The 23,328-nt window shown below is 43.1% G+C and carries 16 protein-coding genes; 7 read left to right on the top strand and 9 right to left on the bottom strand.

Annotated elements, in window-relative coordinates:
* The first annotated feature begins 115 nt into the window (after positions 1 to 115).
* Entirely contained in the window at positions 116 to 1,471 is a 1,356-nt protein-coding gene (locus tag BMX95_RS01410; RefSeq protein ID WP_081199312.1) for an MFS transporter, read from the top strand.
* Positions 1,472 to 1,621: 150 nt separating this feature from the next.
* Here the strand turns inward: BMX95_RS01410 and BMX95_RS01415 are convergent, their stop codons facing one another.
* Positions 1,622 to 4,843, bottom strand: coding sequence for a TonB-dependent receptor (locus BMX95_RS01415; protein WP_081199311.1), 3,222 nt, complete (start codon positions 4,841 to 4,843; stop codon positions 1,622 to 1,624).
* A 345-nt stretch (positions 4,844 to 5,188) separates the two neighbouring features.
* On the opposite strand from BMX95_RS01415, the gene BMX95_RS01420 reads away from it, so the two are divergent.
* On the top strand, positions 5,189 to 5,677 hold the full coding sequence (locus BMX95_RS01420; protein WP_081199308.1) for a hypothetical protein: 489 nt from the start codon (positions 5,189 to 5,191) through the stop codon (positions 5,675 to 5,677).
* Between the two features lie 87 nt (positions 5,678 to 5,764).
* Here the strand turns inward: BMX95_RS01420 and BMX95_RS01425 are convergent, their stop codons facing one another.
* The 3 genes from BMX95_RS01425 to BMX95_RS01435 form a co-directional block, all read right to left on the bottom strand.
* Positions 5,765 to 6,481, bottom strand: coding sequence for a LytR/AlgR family response regulator transcription factor (locus tag BMX95_RS01425; RefSeq protein WP_081199304.1), 717 nt, complete (start codon positions 6,479 to 6,481; stop codon positions 5,765 to 5,767).
* Between the two features lies 1 nt (position 6,482).
* Complete coding sequence (locus BMX95_RS01430) at positions 6,483 to 7,517, bottom strand: sensor histidine kinase (RefSeq protein WP_081199895.1); 1,035 nt, start codon at positions 7,515 to 7,517, stop codon at positions 6,483 to 6,485.
* A gap of 624 nt (positions 7,518 to 8,141) precedes the next feature.
* Positions 8,142 to 11,069 (bottom strand): FAD-binding and (Fe-S)-binding domain-containing protein, encoded by a 2,928-nt coding sequence (locus BMX95_RS01435; protein WP_081199302.1) that lies wholly within the window; start codon positions 11,067 to 11,069, stop codon positions 8,142 to 8,144.
* A gap of 521 nt (positions 11,070 to 11,590) precedes the next feature.
* On the opposite strand from BMX95_RS01435, the gene BMX95_RS01445 reads away from it, so the two are divergent.
* The 5 genes from BMX95_RS01445 (at position 11,591) to BMX95_RS01465 (ending at position 19,017) form a co-directional block, all read left to right on the top strand.
* Positions 11,591 to 12,310: a hypothetical protein gene (locus BMX95_RS01445; protein WP_081199299.1), complete on the top strand. Its 720-nt coding sequence runs from the start codon at positions 11,591 to 11,593 to the stop codon at positions 12,308 to 12,310.
* Between the two features lies 1 nt (position 12,311).
* Positions 12,312 to 15,080, top strand: a complete 2,769-nt coding sequence (locus BMX95_RS01450; protein ID WP_081199298.1) for a TonB-dependent receptor — start codon at positions 12,312 to 12,314, stop codon at positions 15,078 to 15,080.
* Between the two features lie 10 nt (positions 15,081 to 15,090).
* Positions 15,091 to 16,239, top strand: coding sequence for a DUF4249 domain-containing protein (locus BMX95_RS01455; protein WP_081199296.1), 1,149 nt, complete (start codon positions 15,091 to 15,093; stop codon positions 16,237 to 16,239).
* Between the two features lie 10 nt (positions 16,240 to 16,249).
* The gene (locus BMX95_RS01460) at positions 16,250 to 18,652 is read left to right on the top strand and encodes a hypothetical protein (protein WP_081199294.1); all 2,403 of its coding nucleotides are present in this window, start codon (positions 16,250 to 16,252) and stop codon (positions 18,650 to 18,652) included.
* A 167-nt stretch (positions 18,653 to 18,819) separates the two neighbouring features.
* Positions 18,820 to 19,017 (top strand): helix-turn-helix domain-containing protein, encoded by a 198-nt coding sequence (locus BMX95_RS01465; protein ID WP_207631546.1) that lies wholly within the window; start codon positions 18,820 to 18,822, stop codon positions 19,015 to 19,017.
* 97 nt (positions 19,018 to 19,114) lie between these two features.
* On the opposite strand, the gene idi is transcribed toward BMX95_RS01465, so the two are convergent.
* The 5 genes from idi to fcl form a co-directional block, all read right to left on the bottom strand.
* Positions 19,115 to 19,657, bottom strand: a complete 543-nt coding sequence (gene idi, locus BMX95_RS01470) for an isopentenyl-diphosphate Delta-isomerase (RefSeq protein WP_081199292.1) — start codon at positions 19,655 to 19,657, stop codon at positions 19,115 to 19,117.
* 221 nt (positions 19,658 to 19,878) lie between these two features.
* Positions 19,879 to 20,379, bottom strand: a complete 501-nt coding sequence (locus BMX95_RS01475) for an RNA polymerase sigma factor (protein ID WP_081199290.1) — start codon at positions 20,377 to 20,379, stop codon at positions 19,879 to 19,881.
* A 209-nt stretch (positions 20,380 to 20,588) separates the two neighbouring features.
* A complete protein-coding gene (locus BMX95_RS01480; RefSeq protein ID WP_081199288.1) occupies positions 20,589 to 21,467 on the bottom strand; it encodes a MerR family transcriptional regulator in 879 nt (292 codons plus the stop codon).
* Positions 21,468 to 21,586: 119 nt separating this feature from the next.
* Positions 21,587 to 22,327, bottom strand: coding sequence for a tyrosine-protein phosphatase (locus BMX95_RS01485; protein WP_081199286.1), 741 nt, complete (start codon positions 22,325 to 22,327; stop codon positions 21,587 to 21,589).
* 29 nt (positions 22,328 to 22,356) lie between these two features.
* Positions 22,357 to 23,295, bottom strand: coding sequence for a GDP-L-fucose synthase (fcl, locus tag BMX95_RS01490; protein WP_081199284.1), 939 nt, complete (start codon positions 23,293 to 23,295; stop codon positions 22,357 to 22,359).
* Between the last annotated feature and the right edge of the window lie 33 nt (positions 23,296 to 23,328).

Below are 23,328 nucleotides of genomic sequence, written 5' to 3' on the forward strand. Positions count from 1 at the left end.
AAATATTTACTTGTTCTATTTACTACCCCTAAATTACCCATTTGTTCCAAGTTTTGATTTATTAAGCGTACAAAATAATATATAAATAGTTTTGTACAGAACAACTGAGGTACTGATGCGAAGAAAACAGATCATATTGCTTGTCGCTTCCACTGCTATTTTTTTTGAAGCGTTGGATATTGCCATTCTCAACCTGGCTATTCCCTTAATGCAACAGCAGTTTCGGCTCGATGCTGAAACCGTTCAATGGGTACAAACCGTTTATGTGCTTTTTTATGGCGGCTTTCTGGTAATTGGCGGTAAGCTTTGCGACACCCTGGGCCGTAAAAACATCTTTCTGGCCGGGGCAGGCCTTTTCTTATGTACATCGCTGGGGGCCGGCCTGGCTAACAGTTTTATTATGCTCACGGCTTTCAGGGCCCTGCAGGGACTGGCCGCCGCCATGGTAATGCCGTCATGTATTTCAATTATCACCAACACATTTACCGATCCTGCAGAACGAAACCGGTCGATCAGCATTCTTAGTTCGTTCGCGGCCATTGGTTCGGGTTGCGGTTTGGCCCTGGGTGGCATTGTAGCTACTTATTTGGGCTGGCAATGGATCTTTTTTATCAATGTGCCTGTGATTTCCATAGCATTGATCCTGGCATCCCGTTATTTCGACAAAGACATTATCAACAACCAACAACAATTTCCCGATATAATTTCCAGCCTGTTATTAGTGCTGATCATTGTACTACTCTCTTATGTTGTGCACAACCTGCCGAACTTTTCAAAAAACTATCAGCAGCTGCTGTCGTTTCTGGCAGTGATCGTAGTAGCGCTGTATATTTTCAGACGCCGCGAACGCACCCGCGAACAACCGCTGATAGATTTTTCTTTATTCCGCAGTACCGGTACCATTACAGGAAATGGAATAACCGTATTATTAGGCGCTTTCTTTTTAAGTTACCTGTTCCTGCTCTCGCTCGTATTGCAACAAAACATGCATTTCAGCGCCGCACATGCCGGGTTGCTTCTCTTCCCTTTCAGCGTGTGTTCATTTTTAGTGTCGCGGTACTTAGTTCCCGCTTTATTTAAGAAACTAACCGTTTTACAAACCAGCATCCTGGGCATGTGCCTCATGCTTACCGGTGCGCTGTTGTTAATGACTGCCTTGCTGTTTGGTCACAGTATGCCGCTGATCTTATTATCTATTGCCTGTGTTACCGGCAGCGGTATGTCTGTTTGTTATCCGAGCTTAACAGCGCTGGCCATACGCGACATTCCCGACAACCAACAAGGCGTTGCAGCCGGCATTTGTACTACCTCCTATTTTATTGGCGCAGGCCTGGGCCTTTCTTTACTGGCGCTGGGTATGCAATTATTAACAACTGCCACTACCGTAAACCATGTTTCCGTTTTACTCGTTGGTTGTTTTGCTTTACCGGGAGTAGTTTGGTTATTGCTTGTTAGAAGGAAAGTCAGCTGACACGGGTACTCTTTCAACACGAACAATCCGTTGCAGGTTACAAGGTACAGGTTTCAGGGAATTCTTTTGTTTGGCATTCCCTGAAACTTGCAACCTGAAACCTGTAACAATTTCCTGAATCACGTATTCACTACTATTCCCATAATAACCTTAGAATGTATAACGAAGCCCCAACTGCATTTGCCAGCGCGAAGGAAGATCGGGACTGGCTGTGAAGGTTTTAGTCAAAGATGGATCGAACTGGTAAACGGGGGCATTGCCATTATAGGAAACCGACAAGGGTTGAAAATACCCTGATGTGGTAGCATATTTTACCACACCCCAATTACTGTTCAATAAATTTCCAATGTTTACAAAGTCGATACTCAATTGCAGCGTTGATTGCCTTTTCTTTACCGGGATGATAAGGTCCTGCAGAATACGCAGATCAACCTGGCTTACCCAGGGATTCTCTCCGGCATATTTCTCGGTGTATCCACCGCGGCGCCCGCTGAGGTATTTATCATTATTAATAAAATTCTTAAGGGCCTGACGTTGTGCAGCGGCATTTTGAACAACGCCATTCACATCGGTCAAATCTGCAAATTGCATGTTATTGATCTCTGCATCGGTGGGCACATACAACAGGTCGTTTGTCGATGTTGCATCGTTGTTGATATCGCCGCCATATACATACGCAAACCGATTGCCTGAATTCCAGGAGCCAAATAAGGAAACAGTGGTCGCCCAAACTTTTGCATAGCTAAACTTCTTTGAGAAAGCCGCCACAATGCGATGTGTATTGCCATATAGTGAACGCGACAATACCGCCGTATTGGCATTGTTCAAAATAGGATTGCGATCAAAGGCATCACTTGAGATCTCTGCAGAGATAGAGCTGGCGTCTTTTGCGATCAGGTAGTTGTAACCAACCATGGCATAAAGGCCATTTTTAAAGAACTGTTGCGCCTGGAAGGTACCATTGAACTGATAACCCACACTGGTATTGGTAAATACATAAGCGTTAGCAGTACCCTGATCGGCTGGCAGGTATACTTTCCGCTTATCGCCCGTTCCTGAATTCAGGGTGCCGGTGGGGGTCCCCAACTTATAGTTACGCACCATCATTCCATTCACGTCTTTGGTATAGGCAAAATCAACAGTAAATATTGTTCCGAAAGGTATTTTCCAATCAGTTCCTATATTCGACCGCCAAACCTGTGGCCATTTAAAATCACGGGCAGTAACGTTGTAGAAAAAGCTGTAGGGATTACCTATGTGATTACCGAGCCATACAAATGGGAACCGGCCGGTGAATAATCCGGTACCGCCGCGCACCTGAATGGTTTTATCACCTTTTACATCCCAGTTAAATCCTAAACGGGGCGAAAACAACGGCTTCTTATCCGGCAGTTTGGTGTTGTCCACATCTTTACCCGGACCATTGGTGACAGGCTTCCCATCTTCATTAAATAAAGTCAGGTTATCCTTATTGGGCAGAGTGGGTTCCCCCTCATCGTATTTGCCGCCAAACGTACCATCTCCGTTCATGATGGGATTGCGGAATCTGGCATTGAAGTAAAAAGGTATATCCATACGTAAACCAAGCGTTAAGCGGAAATGATCGGCCAGCTGCCATTCATCCTGCACATAAGCAGATGCCTGGCCCACCGTCAAATAATACCAGGTCCACTGGTCGGCAATGCCCCTGTTGCGGGCATAATTTACATAAGTATCTAATGAATTGTCAGCATCATATTTACCGCCAACCGGTACACTATCAATAAAGTTTTTTATAGAGATGCCCGAAAATATCGTTCCGCCGTAACCGGTTAAATTAAACGAGTTGGCAAATTTGAACGATTCAAATGAAGCACCCGCTGTGACTGTGTGGTTCTTAAAGAACATATTGAAATTGTCGGTGACCTGGAAGGCATCCTGGTTCAGGATATTATTGATTGAAAAAGGCTCATGCCCTGCAATTATATAATTGACTCCATTCTTGGTAATATTGATCACTGGGAAAGGAGTTGAGAACGGATTGCGATTATCCCGGAATGTGGTATACACCACTCTTAATTTATTGGCATAATCGCTGCCAAAGGTTGATTTCAACTCGGCGCCAAATGATTGCAGCTTGTTCACGATCTCATACCCCGAATTCCGGAACTGGAGAGTAGTATAATCCGGACCGCGGCGACCAATGGCGCTGGGGTGCGCGGGTTTGTCTTTGCTCGCATCCAACCCATTATAAGTAAAAGACAAGCGATGTTTATCGGTAATATTCCAATCGAGTTTAACCAGCCATTTGTAGTTTGTCTGGTCTAAAGTAAAATCCTGGTAAGGACCGGTATCATAATTGTACCTGCTTTTTAAAATGCTACTCACCTGTTGCAGGTCCGTTTCCAGCACCCGGCTGGTATTTGTTTTTCCCACATTACCCGGTGTTTGGGCTATATAAGAAGAGGCCTGGTCTTTTCGTTGCTCCGTTTCAAAACTTACAAAATAATACAGTTTATTTTTTATAACTGGTCCGCCCAGGGCAAAGCCGGCCTGTAATTGTTTCAGATCGGGCAGTACCAGTTTATTCTTTTCAATCTTTGACCCGGTTAGTGATTCATTCCGGTAAAACCCATATACGGTTCCGGTAAAATTATTGTTGCCCGATTTGGTTACGGTGTTCACCCCTGCCCCGGTAAAGCCGGCCTGGGTCACGTCGTAAGGCGCAATGTTTACCTGTATTTGATCAATGGCATCGAGTGATATGGGTTGCGCGCCGGTTTGTCCGCCCGGCGTGGGAGCATCCAATCCAAACGGGTTATTGAACACGGCCCCATCGAGCGAAAAATTATTATATTGACCGTTACGACCGGCAAAAGAAAGTCCATTATACGTGAATGAAGCGGAAGGCGTTAACCGGATGTAATCGTCGGCCGAGCGGCTGATGGTAGGCAATGTTTTTATTAACCGGCTATTGATATTGGTAGAGGCGCCGGTTTTTTTATTGTCGAAAATAGTTCCCCGTCCGGTAACTGTTACTTTTTCCAGTTCAGCGGCTTTTTCATGCATCTGAACTTCCACAGAATTGTTTTGCCCCAGTTCCAGAAAAACATTATCGGTCACTGATGACTGATAATTGATAAAACTAACCGTAACGGTATAGGGGCCGCCAACGCGCAGGTTGGGTACGGTAAAACGGCCATCGCCCTTTGTTGCCAGGGTCTGTTTAAAACCCGCATCGGGGTATTCAATAACCACCGTTGCCGATGGCAGGGGAGCCCCCTTGGGATCTTTTACAATGCCACTCAGTGTGGCGGTAGTAACCTGGGAAAATAAAGCGGGTGAGCAGAATAATAGTAGCAGCGTAAAAAAGTAGCGTGCGTCTCTTTTCATAGCAGTTTTGTTTTGTTTATGAATACCAGTCTTGCTGTTCTCCTAGTGTTGAAGGGAAGGGATCTATGCACGGAAAAAGAGATACAGATTAATCAAATGCATGTGCATTTTACAGAAGGGAGTTTCCGGATTTTACAAATGGAAAGAAGATCCTCATGCGCTGTTTCGTAGAACACGATCCGGATAGTTAGAATTAACAGTCTCCTAATTTAAGTAAAATAAATTGATTGTATATGTTATTTTCCTTCAGGTGAATGGCCCATTTTGATTTTCTAGCAAGGATTTTGCATATACCTACCGCCGCCCTGTAAAAACCCAGCTGGCGCCCCTTTAAAAAGTACTAATATGAAAAAGATCACCTTTTTGGTTGCCTTTATCTGCCTGGCAACTGTTTCCATGGCTCAATTAAAATCCTCTACTGTTACCTGCCCCCCTTTTGAAGTTGATATTTTAGATGGGAAAGTGGGTGGTTTTAAACCCAATATGATCGCTGGTCAGATCAAAGCCAAATGGCCCTGCTTTACCAGCTATGTTACCGACAGCTCCAAATGCGGTGAGGCGGTTTATTACAAAGACAAAGGCATTACCTTTTATACCGGCAGAGATTATGTGGAAATTACGGAAGGTTTCAAGGGAAAACTCAGCGTGCCTTTACTGGGCGCCCCCCGTGGCAGCCTGTTTAAAACATTGGGTAATCCTGCCATGAAAGATGGCTCCTGGGATGCCTATCAAACCAATTACGGATGCATGATCCTGTATTTCAATAAGGCCAATAAATGCCGGATGATTCAATTCAGCACTGAAAATACCAACTCAATCAAGTTGTGTCAATAGGTTAATTCAGAAGTAGGAAGTAAGAGGCAGGAAGTACGAAGAGCTTGTATTTTCTTTTCGCTTACCTCCTGCTTCTTACCTCATTTCTCAGACCTCAGATTTCAAACTTCGTAAGAATTGCTGCTTAAAATTCCTGCCAATAGGTAAAGATATTGACTGCACATTCACTTCCTCATTATTATAGCTTACGATTTTATCAACTGAAATGATGTACGATTTATGAATGCGTACAAACTTATTTTCCGGTAATTTCTCCTCCATATACCCAATGCGCTGATACGTGATCACGCTTTTGCCCGGCATAACTATTTTTACATAGTCCTTGATGCTTTCAATATAAATGATCTCCTTCAAATATATTTTCACCAGCTCTTTATTCACCTTAAAATACATGTACGCTTTCCCAAATGCTTCTTCCCGGTTCTCGATGGCAGTGGGCTGTTTCAGGATATTATACTGATGGTATTTTGAAATAGACTTCAGGAACCGTTCAAACGTTACGGGTTTTACCAGGTAATCGAGTACATCCAGTTCAAACCCTTCTACTGCAAACTCGCGATATGCAGTGGTTAAAATAATCCGGGGCCTTTCCTGTAATGATTTTATCAGTTCCAGCCCATTCATGCGCGGCATTTGAATATCGAGGAATAAAATATGAACAGGGTACTTTTGAATAAATGCAAATGCCTCCAGGGCGTTACCACACTGGCCGCTTATTTCAAGATCATCCATTTTTTCAATATACGAAGCCAGCAACTCCCGGGCAGGCGGTTCGTCATCGACTATGAGACATTGTATTTTCACTTCAGCTTTTTTTAATTTTCAGGATCGTTAAAAACGACTGGCCCTCGCTCATGCATTTAAACTCGTGGCGTTCGGGGTATATAATCTCCAAACGCTTTTTTACATTTTCAATGCCTATCCCATTGTATACCGCATGACCGTTACAGGCGTCTGCTATGCGACTGTTCTCGATCTTTACAGTAAGCCAGTCATCCTTTACTGAAAGATCAACCCTGATCCAGCTATTGCCCACATCATTACTAACGCCGTGTTTAAAACTGTTCTCCACCAATGGCAGGATCAATAAGGGCGGAATCGTGAACTGATCAACCGAATCAAAACAATTCACCGCTACATCGAGCCGCTCGCCATAGCGTATTTTCTCCAGCTCAATATAATTGTGAATGTATTCCATTTCCTTGCTTACAGGAATAAACTCCTGGCGGCTATCATACAGCATATAACTCAACAGAGATGATAACCGGTATATAAGATCAGATGTCCTGGGACTGTTTTTTAGCGACAGTGAATAGATATTGTTGAGTGTATTGAAGATAAAGTGCGGCTGCACCTGGTTCTTTAATAATTCCAGTTGCGCTACGGCTTTATCTCGTTGCAATTCCTGGGCAAGCCGCTGTTGTTCGTACCAGGCCCGCAAAAAATAGAACATCGTATACAAAGCAACAATCAGGTAAATATTCACGCCTTCGATCAGCAGCTTGGGAAACCACCAGTAAGAGGTGGTCTTTAATCCCTCTGGCCAGTAATGCGGATAGGTATAGAAGTAATTAAAGGCCCTGCGCGCAAGCGTGAATGCCACCACACCTACTACAAAACCAATGCGAAAAGCAAGGATCCTTTTTTTAAGCAGGAATTTTTTTATCAACACCTGAATGGTAAACCAGGTAGCCATACCGGTAATGGGCACAATGGCGCAGGCATTGATGAAGTAACGGCGGTATTCGCTCGACAGGGATGCCTGGCCCAGCCACTCGTACAAAAAGTAAAGCAGCCAAAACAAAACACCTAACCTTACATTGCTTCTGTTGTAATTCATACCCATAATTCTTACCTAATTTACCTTATAATCAACAAAATGCGAGGAACTCTTAGACAAACGACGAATCTGTACCACGAACGGCAATTTAGTTTGGAGTTCCGGGTTCCAAGTTTAAAGTTGAAAGCTTTAGGTTGGAGGTGCCTACTCCTAAGCTGGAGTTATTGGGTCCATATGTTTTTGGGTTCTTAGTTCTTGTTTCTGCGAAGGTGTTTATTTTCTTGCTTTACCCTGCATTCGGTATCAATAAGTCAAAGATCTTTCGTATACGAATACAAAGGTAAGCCGGTTTATACGGCAACAATCATCTGTACGGCTAAGATGACCTATAATGATCTATGTTGCCCATTCGGGTCTATAATGGTCTATGGGTTTCTACATTGTTACGGGAAAACTGTGCGATGGCTGGGATGTCGCCGGGTTTGCGCCGGGTTTGCTGCGCACTTTGTTCGGGTGTTGTTCGGACTCTCCCCGGGAATGTTCGGGCGTACGCTGGGAAAACCCGAACAAAGTCCGAACAAAGTCAACGGTAATACCGGCACAAGACCGGAGCGATACCCATTTGCATAAAAAAACCCTTCCGATTGAGTCGGAAGGGCTGAGATATTATAAAAAGTTTGCTATTTACTTAAGCGCATCAAACAACACTTCAACCGGATGCTGGGCATGTTTACCGGTTCCATCCAAAACCTGGTGTCGGCAGCTGGTGCCAGGCGCTGCAATGATCACGTCTTCGGGCTGCTTGCGAACCGTTGGGAACAATACCATCTCCCCTATTTTCATGGACAGGTCATAGTGTTCTTTTTCAAAGCCAAATGAACCGGCCATTCCGCAACAACCTGAAGGAATGGTTTGCACCGTATAATTTTCCGGTAATGACATCATTTTAACCGATGGCGCCGTTGACGACAAAGCCTTTTGCTGGCAATGCCCGTGCAATTGGATCATCCTTTTTTCAGAAGTGAATTGTTCCTTTCGAATAGCGCCTTTCTCCATTTCACGGGCAATAAACTCTTCGAACGTGAACACATTCTTCGACAGTTGCCTTGCTGCTTCCAGCTGTTCATCGGTGGCCAGGTCAATATATTCATCTCGGAAGGTGAGGATAGCCGATGGTTCAATACCAATGAGCGGAATTTCTTCTGTAACTATGGGATGTAAAAGTGCAATGTTTTTATTGACGATCTCTTTTGCTTTGCGTAACAATCCTTTCGATAACCAGGTTCTGCCACTTTCCAAATGTTGTGGAATCTCTACTTCATAACCCAGTTTCTCTAACAGCTGAATGGCTTTTATACCAATCTCAGTATCGTTATAATTCGTGAACTCATCACAAAACAGGTATACCTTCTTCTGTGTTCTTTCTGCCTTCTGCCCTTTGCCTTCTGCCTTGTTTTTCTTATACCAGCTTTGTAAAGTGGTTTTATATAAAGTAGGCATACTACGTTCCACCGCAAAACCTGAGAACTGTTTTATCCATTTGCCTATTACCTTATTGGTAACAGCATAATTGTATAATCCAGGTGCAATAGCGCCCAGTTTTGCCGAAGCTGAGAAATTGGCAATCAGCTTTGAACGCATCGGCACACCATTGGCATCGTAATAATGCTGCAGGAACTCTGCTTTCAGCTTGGCCACATCCACGTTTGAAGGACATTCCGACTTACAACCTTTACAGCTTAAGCAAAGATCCATTACTTCATAGATCTCCTTATGGTCAAAGCGGTTGACTTTGTCGGAATGCGTAAGCATTTCGCGCAGGATGTTGGCCCTGGCGCGGGTAGTGTCTTTTTCATTTCGGGTAGCCATAAAGGAAGGACACATGGTTCCACCCGACAAATGCGTTTTGCGGCAGTCGCCGGACCCGTTACATTGTTCAGCGTGCTGCAACACATCCTGGTTATGATACCGGAACACCGTTTTAAACGCCGGTGTTTTTTGACCCGGTGTGTACCGTAACATGCTGTTCATGGATGGCGTATCCACAATCTTGTTGGGATTGAAGATATTATCCGGGTCCCAGGTATATTTTACCTGTTTCAGTAATTGATAGTTCTTTTCGCCCACCATTTGCGGGATGAACTCACCGCGTAAACGACCATCACCATGTTCACCGCTTAATGAACCTGAATATTTTTTTACCAGGGTAGCAATCTCTTCCGCAATGATGCGGAACAACGCATTCCCTTCTTCCGTTTTTAAATTAATGATGGGGCGCAAATGTATTTCGCCTGAACCGGCATGCGCATAATGCACCGAGTACAGGTTGTGTTTTTTCAGGATCTCGTTAAAGTCGCGGATATAGGCTGGCAGATCATTTACATCCACGGCAGTATCTTCAATTACCGGTACGGCTTTTTCATCGCCCGGCAAGTTACTCAACAAGCCCAGCCCTGCTTTGCGCAAGGTCCAGATCTTTTTAGTATCGTCGCCAAACAACAGCGGGAAGTGATAACCTAAATTAGCCGCACGCATTTCAGCTTCTACTTTTTGCGCAGTCGCTGTAATCTCTTCACGGGTAGCTCCGGCATATTCAACCACCAATATAGCACCGGGGTCACCCTGCACAAAGAAGCGGTTCTTGCGTTGCTCGATGTTATCCTTGGTACATTCAAGAATGTAATGGTCTATCAGTTCGCTGGCGCGGGGATTGTACTTCAGTGCAATCAAATTTGCGCGTAACGATTCATCAATTGAATTGAAGTGTATGCACAGCAACCCGGTTTCCTTGGGAGGCAGCGGCACTACATTCAATTTTATTTCGGTGAGGAAAGCCAGGGTACCTTCAGAACCGGCGATGAGGCTGCAAAAATTAAATTCGGGGCCGCCTGCCGTAAATGGCGCCATCTCCAGCATCACATCCATTGCATAACCCGTGTTCCGGCGCTCGATGCTGGCCTTCGGAAATTCTTTTCTGATCTCAACCTGGTTGTCGTAATTACTTAACAGGCTGCGAATGGTTTTATAAATATTGGCCTCCAACGTGGTGCCTTCACATTTCTTATGAAAATCATCGATGTTCATGGCAGTAAATACCGCTTCGGAACCATCGCTCAGTAACGCTTTTACTTCCAGCAAATGTTCGCGGGTGCTGCGGTAAATTACAGAATTGGAACCACAGGAGTTGTTACCCACCATCCCGCCGATCATAGCACGATTGGCAGTGGATGTTTCGGGCCCAAAGTACAGGCCATGCGACTTCAGGAACAGATTCAACTCATCCCTGATAACCCCGGGTTGAACACGCACCCATTTTTCGGTGGAGTTCAGTTCCAGGATCTGTGTGAAGTTTTTGGATACATCTACAATAATGCCGTTTCCCACTACCTGTCCGGCCAGGGAGGTGCCCGCGGTGCGCGGTATCAGCGATGTTTTATGGGTATGGGCAAAACTGATCAGCTTTTTGATGTCCTCTACATTTCGGGGTATGGCTACTGCCAGGGGCATTTCGCGATATGCCGAAGCATCAGTGGCATACAGAACCCGCATTGTTTTATCAAAATACAATTCACCTTCCAGGTCCTTAGCCAACTGTTGTAACAAATTGTTCATGAATCTTCTCCTTTGATTGGGACCGCACCAGCGGCGCGCAAATTTACTTCATTACGATTGGTTTGGCACAAACAGGCAAAATATTAGATAATTTTCAAAAAATATTTGTCTAATACTCAATTGATTAAGAAAAATGCCCTTGCAGGCAGTATCAGGATTTTGATTAAAAAACGCTTCCCGGGTTATAAGTGGCTGGTTACCGGGTCCCAGGTCACAGGTTCCAGGCACCCGGTGCCGGTTCCTGCAATCAGATAACCGGTAAACCTGTGCTGTCATCACTCCCTCCTTATATTTTCATCATTATAAATGTGACACACCTGCCGTCACATTTCCCGGCATTTTAACCATGTAACTAGTTATTACAACCGAAGTTGTGCAATGTTTATCCGGTTCAAGCAAAAAAAGATTAATATGACCAATGATAAATCTTTTTTAAAATTAAATTTCATTAACACTTCATTTTTACTACATGACATTAATTATATTGTAGTTCCAAAACACATGAGAAAACTAACTGCATAATGCTTAAACTCACTGCATTTGTATTAGGTTTTGCATCCGCCTGCCTATCAGGAGAGGCGCAAAACAACACCCCTGCTACTTTACCTGTCATCGTTAAAGCTGGTGATGTTTACAATCCTTTTATTGAAAAGCAATCCCGCTTATACAACGGGGTCGAACATCTGGGTTATGCTTACCAGATAAAAGGGCATGCTTACTTTCTGCAAAAAGAATTGTCAATAGGCACTGTTGTATATGATGAGCTCGGCTTTGCCAACGTGCTTATGTTATACGATCTGTTGAAAGACCAGGTGATCATTCAACACCTCGATGGGTTTTCAAAAGTTGGCCTGATTTCTACCAAGGTGCAATCATTCTACCTGCTTAATCATCACTTCGTTCGTTTGCACGGCGACAGTGCATCCAGTTCTCCCATCATCACCGGTTTCTACGATGAATTATATAACGGAAACATAAAAGTGCTGATAAAAAGAGGAAAGATTATTGAAGAAACGATAAAAGATGAAGTGGAGCGGGAATTCAAGGAAACAAACGCCGTTTTTATTCAGAAAGATGGCAGGTATTACGCCATCAAAACGTATAAAACGCTGTTAACTGTTTTGCAGGATAAAGCGCCGCAGGTAAAACAATATCTCCGAAAAAACAAGCTGAAATTTCGAAATGACCCCGAAAACACGCTGCTGAAAGCTGCTGTCTTTTACGATTCGATAAACAAGTAACATGAGAAAACTGCCACTGCTTATAGTTTGTAACCTTCTCTTATTAGGGATGGGCCTGTCAACCCATGCACAACCCGGACCCAGACGGGTGAGCATTGAACTACAGGGAGCACCCATCGATAGTCTCATCACAGAACTGGAAGTGCAAACCGGCTATCATTTCTATTACGATCCAGCCCAGTTCGATAGTCTGCGTATTAGTGTGTCCGTTAACAATGTATCGCTACAAAAAGTGTTGGAACTGGTATTTGCCAATTCAGAATATCATTTTGCCATTCCTGAAAAACAGGCTTATGTATTACTCACCAGGGGCGTTGTAATAAAAACCGGGTTGCCGCCGGGTTTCTTTTCTGCCCCCACTATCGATAGCCTGCCTGGTATACTCACTTCTTATGGCGATAAAAAGAAAGTGCGTATAGATGCCTCTATAGAAAATAAGTTATTTGAAATTGGCATCCGCAATAACAATCCCAGTGGCGGTTCAGTAGCCATGGCCGGTTATGTGCGAAACATAAAAACGGGTGAACCGGTTGCCGGCGCTATTGTTACCCTGACAAATCCCGCATTATCAGTAGCCACCGACCAATATGGCTACTATTCCGTCACTATTCCCAAAGGGCGCAACCTGCTTAACATTCAGGGAATTGGGATGAAGGATACGCGGCGGCAGGTGATAGTATATTCAACCGGTAATTTCAATATCGATATGGATGAACGTGTTACTTCATTGAAAGAGGTAATCGTTTCTGCGCAAAAACTGGCCAATGTTCGTAATGTGCAAATGGGGGTAGACCGTCTTTCCATTAAAGCCATCAAACAGGTGCCAACAGCATTTGGAGAAGCCGATATTTTAAAAGCAGTACTCATGCTGCCTGGTGTTAAAACCGTAGGTGAAGCCAGTACCGGTTTTAACGTAAGGGGCGGTTCTGCCGATCAGAACCTGATCCTGTTTAACGATGCTACGATCTACAATCCTTCTCACTTTTTTGGTTTCTTCTCCGCGTTCAACCCTGAAGTGGTTAAAGAGGTGGAATTGTATAAAAGCAGCATACCCGCTAAATATGGTGGCCGTCTTTCGTCGGTGCTTGATATCAGCAGTCGCGAAGGCAATAAAAAAGAATTTGCCGGTGTAGCCGGCATTGGTTTGCTTACCAGCCGTATTACCCTGGAAGGGCCGATAAAAAAAGATAAAACCTCCTTTATAGTGGGCGCCAGAACAACTTACGCCAACTGGTTGCTGCAATTTTTACCCAGTGAATATAAACACAGCAAAGCTTCGTTTTATGACCTGAACCTGAACATCAGTCACCAGTTCAATAAAAACAACAACCTGTACATAACAGGTTATATGAGTAAAGACAGGTTTAATTTGAACAGCGACACCACTTATGGTTATAGCAATAGCAACGCATCCTTAAAGTGGAAGCACATCTTTAGCAACAAACTCACCATGATGATCACCGGCGGGTACGATCACTACGATTACCATATTGGCAGCGATAAAGACAGCTTGTTTGCTTACAAAATGAAATTCGACATTAACCAGTATAATTTTAAAACTGACTTCAACTGGTATGTTCATCCCAACCATACTATTGATTTTGGCATCAGTTCCATCCGCTACCTGTTACATCCCGGCAGCTATGAACCCAACAGTAAAACATCGGGGATAGCACCTGATAACATGGAACCAGAATATGCCCTGGAAAGCGCTGCCTACCTCAGCGAAAAATGGAATATAACCGATGCGTTGTCGCTACAGGCGGGATTGCGGTATTCGGTCTTTAATTTTCTGGGGCCCAAAACAGTAAACGAATATGCTCCCGGTTTACCTATAACCGATGAGAACCTGCTGCAGCAAAAAGAGTATGCAAAAAATAAAATCATTCATACGTACCATGGGCCCGAATACCGGCTGGCGCTTCGCTATAGCCTCACCCCTAACCTGTCGGTAAAAGCCGGCTATAATTCATTGCGGCAATATATCCATGTATTATCCAACACTACGGCCGTTTCACCTACCGATATCTGGAAGTTAAGTGACCCCAATATAAAACCTCAGCTGGGAGATCAGGTTTCTTTTGGGGTGTACAAGAATTTTAAATCAAACACCATTGAAACTTCTGCAGAGGTATATTATAAGAATATAAAGAATTACCTGGATTACAAAAGCGGGGCGCAGCTTGTGTTGAATCACCATATTGAAACGGATGTGATAGGCACCAAAGGAAAAGCTTACGGAGTTGAATTAATGGTCAAAAAACAGAATGGCAAATTGAATGGCTGGATCAGCTACACCTGGTCGCGCATATTGTTAAAAATGGACGACAGCACCAAAGGTGAGTTGATCAACAACGGGCAATATTATCCGGCCAGCTATGATAAACCCAATGATATAACCATGGTAGGCAATTACCGGTTCAGTCACCGGTTCAGTGTTTCCATGAACATTACTTACAGTACAGGCCGCCCCATTACCTTACCGATTGGCCGCTTTTATTACGCCAATGGCTGGCGGGCGTTATATGCCGAACGCAATGCCTACCGCATTCCCGACTACTTCCGTACCGACCTTTCGATGAACATTGAAGGCAACCATAAAGTGCATCAAAAAACGCACAACTCCTGGACGGTAGGTATCTACAACCTCACCGCCAGAAGAAATCCCTACTCTGTGTATTATGTATCTGAAGGAGGTGTTATCAATGGCTACAAGTTATCCATTTTCGGGAATGCCATTCCGTTCGTAAACTTTAATATCAGGTTTTAAACCACATAACATGAGAAAGATCGCATACTGCTGCCTGACGATCCTGTTGCTTTGTTGCAAGGACAAATATGATGCCCCGGTAAAAGTGCCTATTACCGGTTACCTGGTTGTAGAAGGCTACATAAGCGCTGAAGGGCCTGTTGAAATACATTTATCCCGCTCCATTCCATTGAGCGATACAACCAAACTTATTAATGAAACACTGGCCAAAGTTCAATTGCAGGGGCGTGATAATTCAATGTTCAACCTGACGGAAACGCCCGGCGGTAATTATATCAACACCCGGGTAAACCTGAACCATAGCCAGCAATACCGGTTGTACATTAAGTCAGGTGATGGAAAAGAATATGCTTCCGACTACGTGAGTGTAAAGAATGCGCCGTCCATTGACAGTGTTGGGTTTGTAAGAGAGAACGGCGGCGTGCAATTGTATGTAAATACACATGATCCTTATAATAATACCTGGTATTATCGCTGGACAACCGAAGAAACCTGGGAATATCATTCATCTTATTATACCGCCCTCGAATTTTTGTATGACTCCGTCAAAGGCTACCCCATAGGGGTTAAATGGCGCCGACCCGATCAGAAGTACGTGGATTCACTTTTTACCTGCTGGAGCGATCAAAATTCAACCAACCTGATACTGGGTTCTTCAGCCAAATTAAGCCTTGACAGTATACACAAACCACTGACGTATATAGAGCCGGCATCATTCAAATTAAGTGTATTGTACAGCCTGCTTGTAAAGCAATACGCGCTCGGTAAAGAAGAATATGAATACCTGGATAAAATGAAAAAGAATTCAGAGGAAACAGGCAACATCTTTGGCCGCCAGCCATCTGAGCTTAAAGGTAATATTCACTGTCTCTCCAATGCCAATGAACCGGTGATCGGTTATATTGGCATTGCCAACCGAATGGAAAAAAGATTTTGGATAGACCGATGGCGGGATGTACCGGACTGGCAGTATTATTTACCGTGTGATATAATGGGAATACCTGTGTCTGACATAAATGAATACTCCAACTTCATGCCTACCACACCCCGCGACATCAGCCCCACCGGTGATATTATAAGCTATGTAGGAGTAACTCCTAACTGCGTAGATTGTACGTTACGTGGCGGCAAAACTAAAAAACCATCTTTCTGGCCATAAGTCTGCATACATGAAACCATTCAACCATAAAATTCTCATCTCTTTATTGCTTCTGATCGTATTGCTTTTGTTTAAAAAACTAACCTATGCACAGGGACCATTGGCTGTAGTACCAGCACAGTATAAGCAATACTGCAACAATATGCACCCTGAAAAGATGTATGTGCATACCGATAAAAATTTTTATCTGGCGGGCGAGTTGTTGTGGTTTAAGATCTATAATGTTGATGGCGCTCTATATCAACCGGCCGACTTAAGTAAAATTGCCTATGTAGAAATTCTTGATAAGGATAACAAACCGGTTATGCAAACCAAGATCCCGCTCACAAAAGGGAAAGGGAATGGTTCGTTTTTTTTACCGGTTTCTGTCAATTCAGGTAATTACAAATTACGCGCCTATACTAACTGGATGAAAAATTTCAGCGCTGCTTTTTATTTTGAGAAACCAGTGACCATTGTAAATACCCAAAAGGCTTTAACGTCCTCGCCTGTAGATACAATCACTCATTATCAGGTGGTCTTCCTTCCCGAAGGGGGCAACCTGGTAAATGGAATTACCACTAAAGTTGCCTTTAAGGTCACTGATCGTTTTGGTAAGGGAATGGATTGTAAAGGCTGGGTACTGTCTCAACACAACGATACACTGCTTTCGTTTCAATCGTTCAGGTTTGGCATGGGACATTTTATGTTCACCCCCAACAGCGCGCAACCCGCTAAAGCGGTGATTAGTCTGGCCAATGGCCGTACCATTATACAAAACTTACCGGCTGCTTATGAACAGGGGTATGTGATGCAACTGAGTGAAGAAACAGCCGGATCTATAAAGGTTAACATTACCAGCAAACCCGCTTCCTCACAACCCGTATACCTGTTTGTACATTCTCACCAGGTAATGCAGGTTACCGAAAAGCAAACCATCACCAACGGCGTTGCTACTTTTTTGATTGATAAAAATAAACTGGCGGAAGGAGTATCAACCTTTACTGTTTTTAATGACCGGCAACAACCGGTTTGCGAACGTTTATATTTTAAAAAGCCACAACAAATTTTATCGGTGGCAGCTAACAGCAATTCGGTTCAATATGGAAACCGTAAACGGGTAGCGTTATCAGTAAATACACAACATGCCAATGTACCAGCCGGTTCTCCGGCCAATTTATCAGTAGCGGTGTACCGGATAGATACCTTGCAAACTATCGATCCCAATTCTGTATTGAGTTACTTATGGCTAACCAGTGAACTGGCAGGCAATATTGAATCACCGGCTTATTACTTTTCAACAGACAATGACGAACTAAAAGAAGCAACAGATAATTTATTACTGGTGCATGGCTGGCGAAAATTTGACTGGGACAGCATACTTACTGATAAGCGTCCGGTCTTCGAATATGTGCCAGAGTTTGATGGGCATATTATCAGTTGTCAGGTAAAGAACAACGACCACACAGTAGCTGCGGGCTCTACAACCGATGCCTGGTTATCGATACCTGGCATTCCCCTGCAGTTTTATAATTCCAGGGCAAGCGATAAAGGGAAAATATTTTTTGATGTAAGGGATTATTATGGGCAGAATGAGATCATTATTCAAACCGATAATACCGACAGTAATGCACATGTGGACGTAATGAACCCTTTCTCTGAAAAATACAGCGATGCGCTGTTGCCTCCTTTTTCTTTGCCGGTTGTTGCACAAAATTCCTTAAATGAGCAAAGCGTTGGAATGCAGGTGCTCAATACCTATAAAGCAGATAAATTAAGTCAGTTTGCCGTGCCGGTCATTGACACTACTCCATTTTATGGAAAGCCAACCAATGTTTACAAGCTGGATGATTATGTTCGCTTTACCACCATGGAAGAGGTTCTACGTGAATATGTGCCGGAGGTGGCCATCCGCCGTTATGGCGGTCAATTGCATTTAAAGGTATTTGATTACGATGCCCATGATTTTTACCCCAACGACCCACTTATTTTATTAGATGGTGTTAAGGTTGATAATAATATCCTGTTGGGTTTTGATCCATTAAAGGTGAATAAGCTGGAAGTGGTTACCAATAATTACATCAAGGGAGAATTTATTTACCCGGGTATTGTAAACTTCACCACCTATCATGGCGATATGGAAAGTCTTAAACTCGATTCCAGGGCGGTGATCCTTGATTATGAAGGACTGCAACTAAAACGAAATTTCTACTCGCCCGTATATAAAACCGAACAACAGGCAAGCAGCCGCTTACCTGACTTCAGGAATTTGCTGTATTGGGAACCCGATGTGCAAACTGATGCCACCGGAAAAGCAACTGTTGAATTTTTCACCGGCGACATAAAAGGGAAATATGTGGCTGTGCTCCAAGGCATGGATGATGCCGGGTATGCCGGCAGCTACTACTTTACTTTTGATGTAACGAATAAATAGGCGCAAAACTTCCTTCCTAAAACACACATCCCAAAGCCATCGCTATATTTAGTTATTGATGATAAGGAATTTTTTAATATGATGTATTATACACCAGCCGAAAAATTAAAAAAAATTATCATCTTAACTTCTTAATACTATAACCATTGGCTGCCAACCATCAGATATTGAAAGCGTTCGGCGCAAACCTGCGCCATTTCAGAAATGAAAAAGGATTGAGTCAGCGCGATTTATACGCGCTTTGTAATATTGACAATGCCGAAATAAGCAGAATGGAAAATGGCGAGGTTAATGTTACACTCAATACACTGGCTCAACTAGCCGAAGCATTGGATATTCCTGCTTATATGCTTTTAAAGCAGTAATACTTCGTTTAGGCAGGAAATAAAAAACCCCCCGGTAAACGAGGGATTCAAATAATATATATATACAAGTATTGTAACGCTAATGGGGAAGGGAGATCTATACCACCTTCTTCACCAGATTTTCAGTGGCCCATTGTTGCACTTTAGGAAATGCAATATTGAACCAGGCTGTGTATTTCTGTGGATGTGATAACAAAGTTGCTTCTATTTCTTCAAGGCTTTTATAACAATAATCCTTTACCTCCATTGGGTCAGGTGCTATTTTGCCGTCGTAGGTACCAATAAATACATGATCGAATTCATGTTCTGTTAAGCCATGTTCAAACTCGGCCAGATAGGTAAAATCCAAGATCTTTTCCAACAGGGTGGTAAAACCCATCTCTTCATTTAAACGGCGGGTGGCAGCCTGTAAGGTGTCTTCACCGGGAGCCGGGTGGCTGCAGCAGGTATTGGTCCATAAACCACCGCTGTGGTATTTACCAACTGCGCGCTGCTGTAGTAACATTTCGCCTTTATTATTAAAAATAAAGATACTGAAAGCCCGATGCAATACAGCTTTGCGATGAGCCTCCATTTTTTCCATTACGCCAATGGGTTCATCCTTTTCATTTACCAATATTACGTCGGTTACTTTACTCATTCCACAAAGTTGCTAAATAATCATGGTGTTACCATGCCTGTCAGTACAAAAACATGTTTTTATACAGCTTAGCCTGTAAAACACAGAGTTTGCCTGCTTATTGAATAAAAGAAATTCAATACTTAAATAAGGGAGGTAAAGCAAACACAACTTAAGGCACCGAATACCCGATAGATCGATACAGGATCCTCACTACCTTGTTTACACTTAACTCGGCCCGTTTAATGCCTTTCTATCTGCGTTTTCAACAGTTTACGGGCAAAGTGAATTCGGCTTTTTATGGTACCCAAAGGTTCACTCAACATATCTGCAATTTCATGGTATTTAAAACCATCGAAATATAACAGAAATGGGTTTCTGAATATCTGTGGCAGGTTATGGATAGCTTCCTGGATATCCTTTAACCGCAAATTGGATTCAGCATTATTAGCAACAACACTTTGAGTCTGGTTAATCAGAAAATCGTTGGGAGTACTATCAAAAATAGTATTCTGTTTAACTTTTCTCCGGTAATTGTTAATAAAGATATTGCGCATGATAGTATAAAGCCAAGCTTTGATATTTGTGCCTACACTATACTTGTCCTTGTTAGCCAGTGCACGAAACAGTGTTTCTTGAAACAGGTCTTTTGCAGCCTCAGAGTCTCTCGTCAACGTTATTGCAAACGGCTTCAAAAACTCCGCATTGTTCACCAGCATTTGATTAAATTCAACCGTCGACATAAAAAAGTTGTTTAAATAATTACATCACAAATTTAAACAGAATTCGCTTACTGAAAAAATCCAAGGGGCTTAATAATTCTATAAATAATCAAACCAGCCAGGTATTGCACGGGTATGACAATACAGAAAATTCCCACCCCTATTCTGATTGACGGTTAACGGGCTAAAATATTTGTTAATAAAATGAAAAAGGGCTGATTAAAAACTGCTTAAAGCGCAGCAATAAACTCCAAAACTTCTGATAATGAGCGTTTTAGAAGAACATCGGCAGGTAATTTTTTCATATTGCAATTGGTAAGCTGACCCGAAACAATGATCTGCACTTTAGGGGCGTGTTGATGGATCTTGGTGAGGAACTTCTCAAAATTGAAATTGCCGGCAATACAGGTAAGATGGGTATATAGATAATCGGGTTGTTTATAGGAAGTTATGAACTCAAGGTCGTGAAATGGTACGTTGGCGCCCAGGTAAATAACCTGCACCCCCCGGCTTTTAAGCAGGTAATAGGTATACAGTAAACCCAGTTCGTGGTACTCACCTTCAGGCAAAAACAGGATCACTTTTTTATTAACTGTAATATGTGATACTACGCATTCAATACCAACGATCAGCTTTTGTCGGATGATATTGGTTACCACATGTTCCTGGGCAGGATGTATATGGCTGGCCTGCCATAAAATGCCTATTTTATCGAGAAATGGAAAAATAAGGAAGCTGATGACCCTGTCGATCCCCTTTGCCTGAATGTAATTATCCAGCAGGTCTTCGAACTTTTCCAGGTCAAGGTCGATCATATACTGCAACAGGTCATTCACGAGGCGCTCCTGCAAAGCCTCCGCATGGGAAAGTGATACAATTTTTTCCCGCACTTCTTCAGCGCTCATCTTGTCAATATGGGAAATTTTATACCCGTATTTATTCAGCAGGGCAATATTGAGGACTATCTTCAATTCCTCATTGGTATAATAGCGGATGTTGGTGGTAGTGCGCTGTGGCCGCAAAAAGGAATACCGTTGTTCCCAAATACGAATTGTATGGGCTTTAATACCAGAAAGATTTTCCAGGTCCTTTATGGTAAACGCATTCATATACAAGTAACTACAAAGTGTATTGTCAAATTGTTTAAGTTATGGCAAAGATACTTTAAACCAAAACTTATACAATTGATAATCACTACTTAATTGAGAAACGGGAAAAGAAAGAAAATTTACAGGGAAGGATTCAACAGTAAACCACTGTCGAGTAGGGATTGAACCGGCTCCATGATATTGTCGGCCGAACGAAGCGTATTGAGATGGCGAAAATGATGACAATCTGTGCCCAGCAGGTTTATATATCGTTTATTCAGCAGGTATTGGGCCAGTTGCAGGGATGCTTTACCATAATACCCAGCGAGCGACAAAATATTCAACTGAAAGTAACAACCGGCATCTTTCAGTTCATCATACCATTTTTTGTCGCTCATGAAATACAAATATCGTTCAGGGTGTGCAAGGATCGGCTGGTATCCTTTCATTTGCATGTTGAACAGCTTCTCTTTGAAATTTAGCGGCGTGGTGACAAAAGAGAATTCAACCAACACCCAGTTTTCGTGAATGGTCAATAACGGGGTATTGGTTTCCAGTAATTCGTCAAAATGTTCATCGAGAAAGTATTCAGCAGCCGCTCTTACTGGAACATTTGAATTATTTTGTTGCAGTGCCTGTTGTAGCTCGCGGTGTGCGGCGCCAATAGACACTGCATCATTCTTGTACATATCCCATAAAATATGGGGAGTGGTAATAAAGTTCCGGTACCCCAGGTCTTGCAAACCGGCAATTAGTTGCAGGGATGTTTCTATATCAGGCGATCCATCGTCGATGCCGGGCAGTAAATGCGAATGCATGTCAGTGCCTACACCGCTAAGATCGAGCTGAATTTTTTTCTTCTTATTAAAAATAGAAAACATGCAAGATTAGATTGATACTGCAAACAAATCTACACCCCAACAGCGTATTGTTGTGAAAATTCTTTGTATACGCTTTCAATTCCTTCCTGCAGGCCTATTTTTGCTTTCCAGCCCAGGTTATTTAGTTTTTGAACATCCATAAGCTTTCGGGGGGTGCCATCGGGTTTGCTCAGGTCATGTTCAATATTACCGGTATAGCCTACCACATCCTTAATTAATAATGCAAGGTCTTTTATGGCTATATCATCTCCGACGCCAATGTTCACCAATCCAGGCTCATTGTATTGTTGCATCAAAAAGAAACAGGCATCGGCCAGGTCATCGGCATGTAAGAACTCGCGTTTAGGCGTACCGGTTCCCCACATTACCACCGAAGGCTGATTATTCAATTTAGCCTCGTGGATCTTTCTGATCAGCGCCGGTAATACATGCGATGTTTCCAGGCTGTAATTGTCATTGGGGCCGTATAAATTCGTAGGCATGGCCGAAATAAAATTACAACCATACTGAGCCCGGTATGCGTCGCACATTTTTATACCCGCAATTTTTGCAATGGCATACGGCTCATTGGTTTCTTCCAGCAACCCGGTCAACAGGTATTCCTCTTTCAAGGGCTGTGGCGCCATTTTGGGATAAATACAGGATGAGCCCAGGAACATGAGCTTTTTAACGCCATTCACATATGAGTTATGAATGAGGTTCGACTGCATCATCATATTATCGTATATAAACTCAGCGCGATAGGTATTATTGGCGAGGATACCACCCACTTTGGCGGCGGCAACAAAAACATAATCTGGTTTCTCCTGCTTCATAAAATCCTGAACCGCCTGTTGGTTGCGAAGATCGAGCTCACCAGATGTACGCAGCAATAAATTATTAAACCCTTCTTTTTCTAATTTCCGTACAAGCGCAGAGCCTACCATTCCCCGGTGACCGGCTACGTAAATTTTGCTATTTTGATCCATTTGTATGCCCAGATAAACTTTTAAAAAATAAAA

This window comes from Niastella yeongjuensis (assembly GCF_900110245.1).
GTDB classification, from domain to species: domain Bacteria; phylum Bacteroidota; class Bacteroidia; order Chitinophagales; family Chitinophagaceae; genus Niastella; species Niastella yeongjuensis.